The organism is uncultured Nostoc sp., from assembly GCF_964245445.1.
Taxonomy (GTDB): domain Bacteria; phylum Cyanobacteriota; class Cyanobacteriia; order Cyanobacteriales; family Nostocaceae; genus Nostoc.
This window is the reverse complement of record NZ_CAXTNE010000268.1, coordinates 1-10756: the sequence shown is the minus strand read 5'-3', so window position 1 is coordinate 10756 and position 10756 is coordinate 1. Positions and strand designations below refer to the sequence as shown.

Sequence of the window (10756 nt, the reverse complement as noted above, 5' to 3'; positions counted from 1 at the left end):
GTACAGACGCGATTAATCGCGTCTCTACTCTTAACTTCTAACTATTCTTTCCAATGAGTGCAGAAATTATTTGTGTTGGTACTGAACTGCTGCTAGGAGATATTCTCAATGGCAATGCTCAATTTTTGGCGCAACAATTAGCGCAGCTAGGAATTCCCCATTACTATCAAACAGTGGTTGGGGATAATCCAGAACGGTTAAAGCAAGTTATAGAAATTGCTATTTCCAGAGCGCAAATTCTCATTTTCACTGGTGGACTCGGCCCAACACCAGATGACCTTACCTGCGAGACCATCGCCGATTTTTTTAAAGTCCCGTTGGTAGAACGTTCTGACATCATCGAAGACATAACCCAAAAATTCGCGCAACGAGGTCGGGTTATGTCACCAAGTAACCGCAAGCAAGCTTTGATTCCCCAAGGTGCAGAAATTCTCCCCAACCCCACTGGAACAGCACCCGGTATTATTTGGCAACCTCGCCCTGAAATCACGATTTTTACCTTTCCTGGTGTTCCCAGTGAAATGCACCTGATGTGGGAAGAAACAGCCGTGCCATTTCTCAAAAGTCAAGGTTGGGGTAAAGAAATTATTTACAGTCGGAGTTTAAAGTTTTGGGGTATTGGTGAATCTGCTTTGGCGGAAAAAGTTTCTTCCTATTTGAAGTTGCCAAATCCCACAGTAGCCCCTTATGCAGGTAAAGGAGAAGTAAGATTGCGAGTCTCAGCTAAAGCCACTTCAGAAGCAGCCGCAGAAGACCTAATTGCGCCCATTGAAAAACAGCTTAAAGAAATTGCCGGACTGGATTTTTACGGCGTTAATAATGATACTCTTGCTTCCGTGGTTGGTCAGTTATTGCAGGTATCAAAAGAAACGCTTTCTGTGGCAGAATCTTGCACTGGGGGCGGTTTAGGGCAAATGTTGACTGAGATTTCTGGGAGTTCTGATTACTTTTGGGGTGGAGTAATTTCTTATGACAATTCGGTGAAGGTTGGACTATTGGGGGTTAACCAGGAAGACTTAGATAAATTTGGGGCGGTAAGTGCGATCGTTGCAGAGCAAATGGCTGTTGGAGTTAAAACCCGCCTTGCAACAACTTGGGGATTGAGTATTACTGGTATTGCTGGCCCAACTGGAGGGACAGATACTAAGCCGGTGGGTTTAGTTTACATTGGTTTAGCTGGGCCAAAGGATGAAGTGGCAAGTTTTGAGTATCAGTTTGGTACAATGCGAGGTCGAGCTTTAATTCGTCATGTCAGCGCGAATGCAGCGTTAGATAATCTGCGGCGAAAGTTGTTGACGAGGTAGCAGGGATGTTAGCTCGACTTTATCCATTTTTTAGAAAAACTCAAGCTGACGCTGAAACCTTTGTGGAGCAGTAGTTTTATGTTTTAGATGTCACTGATTCTCGGTGACATCTAAAAATTTTTTGCCAAAAAGCTAGGATTTTTGCCGTATCAAGAAAACCGAGTTCTTAATTTTGGATAAAGTTGAGCTAAGTTCCATACAATCACTTTGACTTGAGGTGAGTAATTTATCGTCGCAGCCAAGTAATTAGCTCTAAGATTGATTGCAAGATATCCTACAGCACTTGGCGTCTCTAAAGTTCGTGAAAGCTGATTAGATAGAAGAAATTTTTGCGATTCCTATATATGAATTACGTATTTTATGCGATCGCAAAACTTTAAAGAGTTTTAATGGCGATAAATATTTTTTCTCTGATCTTGAGATAGCTTGATCCAAAGTAAGGAAGCTTTGTTGTCTAGCCCATAAGAGAATAATTATTTATGTATAAATAATTACTTATATGGATGAATATTTGAAAAATATCATATTTTAGTTCGGAATCGCTAAAATTCAGTACCCAGAGGCGTATTAACAGGAGATAATAATAAACTCACACCACCCTTAGCTGTTCTCTCATCAACCATTACAGAACTTATTCTGACTTGGTTTAGGTAATTCAGTTGACAGTCACAGGGTCAAATTTTGCAAGTTGTTCTGAACCAAGCCATGAAAACATCTACCAAATTGCTATCTCGCCTGGACTATTACTACCAGCAAATCAAAACGATCATCCTGACTCGCCAAAATCCAATTACTGGTTTACTACCTGCGAGTACAGCGATTACAGCCCACGGTGATTATACTGATGCCTGGGTGCGAGACAATGTTTACAGCATTTTAGCAGTTTGGGGTTTAGGACTTGCATACCGTAAAATTGACGAGGACGAAGGACGCACCTATGAACTAGAACACAGTGTCATTAAACTGATGCGCGGGTTGTTGTTTGCAATGATGCGACAAGCTCATAAAGTAGAGACATTTAAACATACTCAGTCGCTACTAGATGGACTGCACGCCAAATATAATACCGCGACTGGTGACATTGTTGTTGGTGATGATGAATGGGGACATTTGCAACTTGATGCCACATCTATATTTTTGCTGATATTGGCGCAAATGACCGCAGCAGGAGTACAAATAATTTATACGATTGATGAAGTGAATTTCGTCCAAAATTTAGTTTACTACATTGGACGAGCCTATCGCACACCAGATTACGGCATTTGGGAACGTGGGAATAAAATTAATCGGGGTAATGCTGAGTTAAATGCCAGTTCTGTAGGCATGGCAAAAGCTGCTTTAGAAGCTATCAACGGACTGGATTTGTTTGGTGTGCGTGGTAGTCAAGCATCGGTGATTCATGTGCTACCAGATGAAATTGCCCGCGCCCGGATTACTTTAGAATCCTTATTACCAAGGGAATCTGGTTCCAAAGAAATTGATGCGGCGCTGTTGAGTATTATTAGTTATCCTGCCTTTGCAGTGGAAAATTTGCAATTACGCGATCGCACTTTAAACGATATTATTAATAAACTCGCAGGTAAATACGGCTGCAAACGCTTTTTGCGTGATGGACACCAAACCGTTTTAGAAGATAATCACCGCTTACACTACGAACCGTGGGAACTCAAACAATTTGAGCATATTGAATGCGAATGGCCGTTATTTTTTACTTATTTAGTTCTAGATGGATTATTTCGCGGCGAACAAGAACAAGTTAAAAAATACCAAAATCTTTTAGAATCATTACTTATAGAACAAAATAGCTTGCGTTTATTGCCAGAACTCTATTATGTTCCAGCAGAAAACATAGAGACAGAAAAGTTAGCACCCCAAACACAACCACGTTTCCCTAATGAAAATATTCCCTTGGTATGGGCGCAGAGTTTATATTTTCTCAGTGAAATGTTGAGTGAAGGTTTAATAGCGGTTGGTGATATCGACCCTTTAGGAAGACATTTGTGTGTGGGTAAACAGCGCGAGGCATTGGTACAAATTGCCTTGTTAGCAGAAGATGAAGATTTACAAACAAAACTAGAAGTTCACGGAATTGAAGCGCAAACACCCGCCCAAGTAGAACCGATTCAAGTGAGAAAAGCTGGAGAATTTTCAGCTATTTATACCCAAATTGGACGTAACAATAAACTTGGTTTAACTGGACGGCCAGTGCGAAGGTTGCGGAGTTTAACAACATCTAGAATCTTTAGGATTAGTGGTGAAACAATTGTATTTTTGCCTTCCTTTTCCGACTCTCAACAGTTTTACTTAACCCTTGATCACCATTTTTTACTGGATCAAATTAGAAGCGAACTAGCTTACATTCAAAAATATTGGAGTGAATTAGGTCGTCCTACCTTGACTTTAATGTTGACGCACACCATGTTAGAAGTCGGTTCGGAAGCATTACTAGAATTGATGCAAGAACTGAAAGATGGTGTTTGTAACGGTGTGCGGGTAAAATTAGGGCGGTTAAATCAGCTAATGCTGACAGCCGGAATCCAAAGAATTGATTTTCTTCCAAATGCAGAATTCTCGCGATCGCCAGTAAAAAATGCTAGCCCACGTTGCTATTATCTAGCTTATCATCCTGAGAAAAACTGGCGGTTAGGACATACCCAAGAATTTCAAATGGAGTATGAAACTAACTTCGGATTATTACTTTCTTATTTGCGTTCATCAGAGAATATTTACGAGCAAATTGAGTTATTGCAAACTTTGACTCGCTTGCAGGGAATGCAATTTGATACAGGATATGGCGGTCCAGGATATCCTGTCACTGTAGGGGATTTACTAGATGAAGTTTACACCAAAGCTGGAGATTTAGGTATTTGGGCAGTGGTACGCCGGGCTGCGGGGTTAAGGCAAATGGTTGATATCAGCCTATCAGATGCAGTAACGAGTATTTTGGTGCGCGGTAAGCAAATTGCTGTAGGTAAAGCTTACAGTGAAGCGTCCTTGATTAGCGTACCCATGTCTCACGATGAAATTGCCGATAAAATTAATCATTTTTGTCGTGAGGATATCCGCGATCGCGTCCTAACTCAAGAGATTTTAATCTATCTTGGTATCTTAATTCACTCAGAACCCGAACTATTCCAGGGACTACTAACGCTGAGAGTCGGCTATCTCATCTTATTGATCACCAGCGAACTAGCCCGAGAATTGCACCTCACTCAAGATGAAGCTTACGATCACTTAATGCAACTTTCACCCTTTGAAGTTAAAGTGCGTTTGCGTCAAGTATTAACTGGATATACTGGCATGAGTAACCTGTTGCGCCAGCAAGAATCACTGCACGTCAAACAAAAAGAAAGTGATATTGCTTGGGTGGTGCTACCAGGAATTGCCGAAGGGATAGAAGTTCCGCCGGGTGGTTGGCGACGGTTTCGCCAAGCCGAGGGTGCGACGGGGCGCGTACCAAAAGAATTTTTTAAACAAGTTTGGCTATTAATGCAACATTGCAAGGGTCTAGTAATTGGCGATAAATTAGAGCGACGCAATCGTTTAGATAGTGAGATAATGCTGTCGGAAATGACAGCCGGGGAAAGAAATTTTGCTCTGTTAGTTGAGCATTTGCTGAATAAAATTGAAGCTACAGAATATCGCCAAGTTAATATTGAAGCATTAATCGAATTAGCAGCGATCGCAGCTAATAATCCCAAGCTGCAAATTGAAGAATATATTGTGTTGGATGTGTTAATTGGTCATGCAGTGCGATTAGCGTGGCTAGAAAATCATAGTCAACGAAGCGATCGCTATGACGAGGATAAGGCGAGTGCGTGGCGATCGTTTTACAATACTTCACCTAGAGATTGCGCTAGTTATATTTTGAAGGCGTTCAGGTTCTTGACGGAATTTGTGAAGGATTTTTAAACGCAGAGGGGCGCAGAGGGAAACGCAGAGGAGCGCAGAGGATGAGAGAGAATGATTTGAGTGGGGTGATTATTGGTTGTGCGATGAGGGTGCATACTGCTTTGGGGCCTGGCTTGTTGGAGTCCGCTTATGAGGAGTGTTTGAATTATGAGTTGAACAAAGCTGGATTGAATGTTGGTAAGCAAATTCCATTGCCTTTAGTTTACCAAGATGTGCAATTAGAATGCGCTTATCGATTAGATTTGATAGTCGAAAACCAAATAATTGTAGAGATTAAATCTGTAGAATCCTTCCACCCGATTCACTCCGTCCAACTCCTAACCTATCTCAAACTAGCAAACTGCAAACTAGGTCTTCTCCTCAACTTTAACGTCCTCCACCTCAGAGAAGGTATCAAACGCGTAGCCAACAACCTCTAACTCCCCCTCTGCGAACCTCTGCGCTTCCCTTTGCGTTCCACTGCGTTAAAAAAAAATATCCCCCACCTCAGATTCCAAAAGCAGGGGTTTTGTTAAAACTACTTAACAGAAACAGCATCAACATCAATAGTACTTTCAGTAGAGGTAGAACCCTCAGTAGTATTAGATGCTTCAGTACCTACCTCACCCTTACGAGCTTTCCAGCCCTCAATTACTAGCCCAGACACCTCAGAAACTAGCAGAGTCAAAAGGAAAACATCATCAATCTGTCCCACAACGGGTACAAAATCTGGAAGAATATCAAATGGGCTGACCAAATAGGCTAATGTTCCTAAAATTACCCACCAACGGTACTTAGGGTTACGAAGCACACTGCGATACCAGATGTAAAGTGATTCGATTGAAAATTTCATATTTTGAACCTCCATTTATTTTTAATTTTGACAAATTATCCTAAAAACTTCCGGTGCGAATAACCGCCCTAGTTAGTCTGGAAGACGCTACTCGTAATCTGTCAGCAAATACCTATTCTGTAATTCTGCATAAAAGTTTAATACCGCAAGGGTTTGACAATTACAACGTCTAGTGATTTTAGTAATTCGGAATTATGGCAATCCAGCAGCAAGTTTGTCCAGCAGCTAAGTCAAATACCCCATACTTGCAGTGTCTTTTTAGCTTTTCGGTAAATTTATATTTTGGAAGTCCCTCATTTTGCATTAATCTCTAGAATTAAAATGCCTTAGCACATTTGCTTTAGTCATGGAGGGAGGAAACTTAAACAGTGGATATTTTAGATTTATTTTATAAGGGCGGGCCAGCGATGTGGCCAATGCTAGTTCTCTCGATTCTGTCGTTGAGTGTGATTTTTGAGCGTTTGTGGTTTTGGTTGCGAATTTTGACTCAGGAAAAGCAAATAGTTGATCGCATTCTGGATGCTGCCCAGGATAATTGGCAAGAAGCTGCTGACATCGCAAAACAAGCAAGCCATCAGCCTGTCGGGCGTTTTCTCTATGCTCCCTTACGTTTTCCAAAAACTGATGCAGAAACCTTTCGACTAGCACTTGAGGCTACAGCCGAAGATGAGTTGGCTGGAATGCGGCGGGGCGAAAAACTTTTAGAAGCCGTAATTGCCCTCGCGCCGTTGCTGGGATTGTTGGGTACGGTTTTGGGACTAATCCGCTCCCTACGCTCAATTCGGATTGGTGATTTGGGAACTGAATCTACCGCCGGAGTAACTACTGGTATTGGTGAATCCTTAATTAGTACGGCAACAGGGCTAATAGTTGCCATTATTAGTTTGGTATTTTATCGCCTATTTCAAAGTTTTGTAGTCAACCAAGTCAAAGTTTTTCGGAAGGCTGGGAATGAGATGGAATTGCTCTACCGTCAGTCCCCCCCTGATTTTAGTAATAGTACATCAGTAATTGTGCGGGAAAATTTCACTCCACCCCGCAAGCCAGGAAAGACTAGGTTACCTGAACCTCCTGAACCCCCGAATGCACCTAATTAGTTAAGAATTCAACTCCCGAACTAGGCGTTTAAATTGAAAAAATGAAAGTTAATCTACATACCCCAATTGAAGAAGTCCAAATTCAAATCATTCCTTTAATAGATGTTGTTTTTTGTATTCTGACGTTTTTTTTGTTAGCGGCATTACAATTTACGCGCCAACAGGCTATAAATGTTGATTTGCCCAAAGCCAGCCCCAGTTCAGTATCTGGAATAACATCACAAAGTGGAAGTCTGATTATAACTATCGATGCCGTCGGTAATACTTACATAGAAAAACAGCCTGTACAACGTGATGATTTGGGAGCGAGGTTAAAACAGTATCTCCAAGCAAACCCTAGTGCCGTTGTGGTGCTGAATGCTTCGCGAACAGCAACTTATAATGATGTGATTGAAACATTGGATTTACTGCGGCAAGTAGGAGGCGATCGCGTTTCTTTAGGAATTATTCCTGGCCCATCTCAATCACCCACAAACTCACTCAACCAGCCTAATATTCCTTCTTTCCCAATCGATCCTAGTGCAACACCAATACCTACAACCGCACCAGTCCCAGGCATCAATCCTGAAGGGAATCTTACCCCGAAATTTCCCTTAGCACCTAATCCTGTACCTCTTCCTGGCATAAGTCAGCCTCCAACTGGACAAGGCATCAGTCCTATCAATCCTGGTATTTCCAACCCACCAGCATCCCAAGCCCCTGTAGCACCCAAAAAAACCCAACCTAGTCTTAAAAGATGAGATAGGGGCAGGGGGAAGAGGCAGAGGGGCAGGGAGCAGGGAGCAGAGGGGAAAGAAGTAATTTTATATTCTTCCCCTGCTTTTCCTACTCCCCATTCCCCTTCAAACTTTTCCCAAACCTAAAGATATCTAAAATAAAATTCCGTTAGAGAAAAATTTCCTGCTAATTTATAGATAATTGGTTGAACTTTAAAGATTTTTCCACTGATCAAGTGAAGTAATTTATCACCAATTGCCATTCACGTTTCAGGGGTTGTGGCATGAATATTGTGACGCTTTTAATTGTTTGGTTAGTAACAGCTATTAGCCTGTTGATAATTAGTAAATTACCTTTGGGAGTTGAAATTGACACTCCAGGTAAAGCCTTCATTTCTGCCGCAGTGCTTGGTATCGTAACGGCAATAGTTAGACCGATTTTAAGCCTCGTTTTTGCAGTACCAAATTTACTCACATTGGACTTATTATCCAGCATTTTCACATTTATGATTGCCGTGGTTTGTTTTAGTCTTGCTGCTTGGTTAGTAGAAGGCTTTCGCTTGCGTTACGGGATTTGGAGTGCCGTTATTGGGGCATTTGCGCTGACTATAATTAACAGCTTAATCTACAAATTATTGGGCGTCTAAAATAAAAATTTAGGAGTACAGACGCGATTAATCCCGTCTGTATAGGAGTTATGAGTTAGGAGTTATTAACAACTCTTAACTCATAACTCATCACTCCTTACCTCCATCTCCTAACTATTCGTTGGAACTTGGGGGAGCAACGGGGGTAGTTGATTGTTGTTTACGTTGTTCGCGTTTTTTGCGATCGGCTGAGAGCATATCTGCCATCACTATTAGCGCTTGCGCCATCTTCTCTAGGTTAGAACGATATAGCTCTAAATCCTTGTTGAGTTTGTCATCAGAAAGGTGCAAGCCAGCTGCGATCGCTTTTAGCGCCTCTGTGAGTTGCTTTTCATCTTTGACTAATTCAGGATCTGATTGTTCTAATAACGAAAATACACCAATTGCGAACAAACGGTTGTATTTAAAGTTGGGATTGTTGGCGATCGCTTGCAGTTGTGCTTGCAAGTCACCATCTCGATCTAAAAAAGTAGTTTGGCCTAGCCACCCAATTAAATCTTTAACTGGCAAACCTTTAGCTACAGCTTGCAATCTTTCGGCATCCTGTCGATAATGTTGCGGATCTTGTTCTATAGCCCGACATAGGGCGTTAAAAATTGATTCTTGATCCCGTTCTGGTTCATAGCCTTGCATGAAGCGGTCAAAAGTAGTGACGACGCCCAAGGCATAAATTGAATTGTAGCTAAAATCGATATTTACTGACAGCAGATGCATTTCCACCATCAATTCTTCTACTACCCGACGATAAATAGTGTTGATCGGACGGGTATGGAGATTGTAAAAAGTTCGTTTTGTATCAGAGACAGTACGGACGTTGTTCACAAAGAAAATGTTAAGGGCGACGTATCTTTATTTTCTCGCTTAAAGGCTACTTTGCCAAGTTGAGCTTTTGACTGGTGACGGTTTCATTTACAATGTAAACAAATCAAAAGTATTTTATAAGCTAGTAGGCATAGGGGATTAAGACCCTTTCCGCTAAAAAACTAGCCAAAAATATTTATCCTTAATGATTTTTTTATTGCATTTATGAACTTCTCGCCACAGTTAATTGCTTTGGGTGAGTATCTAGCTGGGGAATTTGATAATCAGGAACAAGCCATAGGAGAACCAATTTGGTATGTCCATCTCCGGCTGTGGCAAAGACCAATTAATCTGTTCACAGAAGATAGCATCACCCTGTTTGCCGAACAGGCTAACGTTCTTAAGCTAGATAAACCTTACCGCCAGCGAATTATGCGGTTGCGTCAGGGCAGCAATGACACATCTTTGGAAGTACAATACTACATGCCTCAAGATCCAGAGGCATTAATAGGCGCAGGCAATAACCCTGCTCTCCTTAACACACTGACATCCGAACAATTAGATTTACTACCAGGTTGTATCCTAACAGTTACTCAGGAAACCCTAGCTGGCGATCGCTATAAGTTTACCGCTACCCTACTACCAGAGACTCGTTGCAGCTTTACTTATCTTGGCAATAGCATCAATGTTTCCTTGGGTTTTGAAGCTACTGCGGCAGAATTCCACAGCTACGACAAAGGAATCGATCCAGTAAGTGGAAAAGCAACTTGGGGAGCGATTATGGGGCCTTATCGCTACACCAAGCGAAACCAATATTCAATAAGATAAAATTATAATTTATGAGTTAGGAGTTATGAATTTTGAATTAACTCTTGTACAGACGCGATTAATCGCGTCTCTACTCCTAACTGATTTTTAGCTAGCGATGCTACGAGGTACACCTTCTAAAGCTTCCTCTTCTGTTTCAAATATTTCAAAGACAGTATCCATCATCGTCACTTCAAACACGAGTTTTGCTTCTGGATGTACATTACAGATGCGGAAACTGCCCTTGACTTTATCAGCATCACGCATCCCAGCAACCAAAGACGTGAGACCAGAACTATCAATAAAATTTACCTGAGCCAGATTTACAACTACATGGCGGCTAAGTTTGGAAATACACTCTTGTAACTTCAGCCGGAATTGCCAAGCAGTAGTAATGTCTAGGCGACCTGCTGGTGTCAGGACAATAACGGTGTTTCCGTCTTGGGTTGTATAAGTTTTTTGGTCTATATGAATCACTAAAGCCCTCCCCGTGACATTTTTCTAAAGATTAACTAGTTACAGAATTTTCTAATACTGCCACTTGAGATTAACAAGCTATAGCTAAAATTGTCACCTTTTTTTTGCTAAGTGCTTAAGTTTTGTAGTTGAACTCAGCAAAATTGTGGGGAGGGGGGAGTGG

General features: G+C 41.5%; 10 protein-coding genes. 7 read left to right on the top strand and 3 right to left on the bottom strand.

Annotated elements, in window-relative coordinates; translation table 11 throughout:
* Positions 1-53 precede the first annotated feature (53 nt).
* The 3 genes from ACFE90_RS30835 (at position 54) to ACFE90_RS30825 (ending at position 5635) form a co-directional block, all read left to right on the top strand.
* Complete coding sequence (locus ACFE90_RS30835) at positions 54-1304, top strand: competence/damage-inducible protein A (RefSeq protein WP_375506149.1); 1251 nt, start codon at positions 54-56, stop codon at positions 1302-1304.
* A 705-nt stretch (positions 1305-2009) separates the two neighbouring features.
* Entirely contained in the window at positions 2010-5216 is a 3207-nt protein-coding gene (locus ACFE90_RS30830) for a glycoside hydrolase family 15 protein (RefSeq protein ID WP_375506148.1), read from the top strand.
* 41 nt (positions 5217-5257) lie between these two features.
* On the top strand, positions 5258-5635 hold the full coding sequence (locus ACFE90_RS30825) for a GxxExxY protein (protein ID WP_375506147.1): 378 nt from the start codon (positions 5258-5260) through the stop codon (positions 5633-5635).
* A gap of 98 nt (positions 5636-5733) precedes the next feature.
* On the opposite strand, the gene ACFE90_RS30820 is transcribed toward ACFE90_RS30825, so the two are convergent.
* Positions 5734-6048 (bottom strand): YkvA family protein, encoded by a 315-nt coding sequence (locus tag ACFE90_RS30820; RefSeq protein ID WP_375506146.1) that lies wholly within the window; start codon positions 6046-6048, stop codon positions 5734-5736.
* A 368-nt stretch (positions 6049-6416) separates the two neighbouring features.
* Here ACFE90_RS30820 and ACFE90_RS30815 point away from each other — a divergent pair, with 368 nt between their 5' ends.
* The 3 genes from ACFE90_RS30815 (at position 6417) to ACFE90_RS30805 (ending at position 8508) form a co-directional block, all read left to right on the top strand.
* A complete protein-coding gene (locus ACFE90_RS30815) occupies positions 6417-7145 on the top strand; it encodes a MotA/TolQ/ExbB proton channel family protein (RefSeq protein WP_375506145.1) in 729 nt (242 codons plus the stop codon).
* Between the two features lie 41 nt (positions 7146-7186).
* Entirely contained in the window at positions 7187-7885 is a 699-nt protein-coding gene (locus ACFE90_RS30810; RefSeq protein ID WP_375506144.1) for a biopolymer transporter ExbD, read from the top strand.
* 260 nt (positions 7886-8145) lie between these two features.
* The gene (locus tag ACFE90_RS30805) at positions 8146-8508 is read left to right on the top strand and encodes a phage holin family protein (protein ID WP_375506143.1); all 363 of its coding nucleotides are present in this window, start codon (positions 8146-8148) and stop codon (positions 8506-8508) included.
* 114 nt (positions 8509-8622) lie between these two features.
* Here ACFE90_RS30805 and psb29 read toward each other — a convergent pair whose 3' ends face one another.
* Complete coding sequence (psb29, locus tag ACFE90_RS30800; RefSeq protein ID WP_375506142.1) at positions 8623-9330, bottom strand: photosystem II biogenesis protein Psp29; 708 nt, start codon at positions 9328-9330, stop codon at positions 8623-8625.
* 204 nt (positions 9331-9534) lie between these two features.
* On the opposite strand from psb29, the gene ACFE90_RS30795 reads away from it, so the two are divergent.
* Entirely contained in the window at positions 9535-10137 is a 603-nt protein-coding gene (locus ACFE90_RS30795; RefSeq protein WP_375506141.1) for a chromophore lyase CpcT/CpeT, read from the top strand.
* Positions 10138-10224: 87 nt separating this feature from the next.
* On the opposite strand, the gene ACFE90_RS30790 is transcribed toward ACFE90_RS30795, so the two are convergent.
* The gene (locus tag ACFE90_RS30790; protein ID WP_012411454.1) at positions 10225-10593 is read right to left on the bottom strand and encodes an STAS domain-containing protein; all 369 of its coding nucleotides are present in this window, start codon (positions 10591-10593) and stop codon (positions 10225-10227) included.
* Positions 10594-10756: the final 163 nt, after the last annotated feature.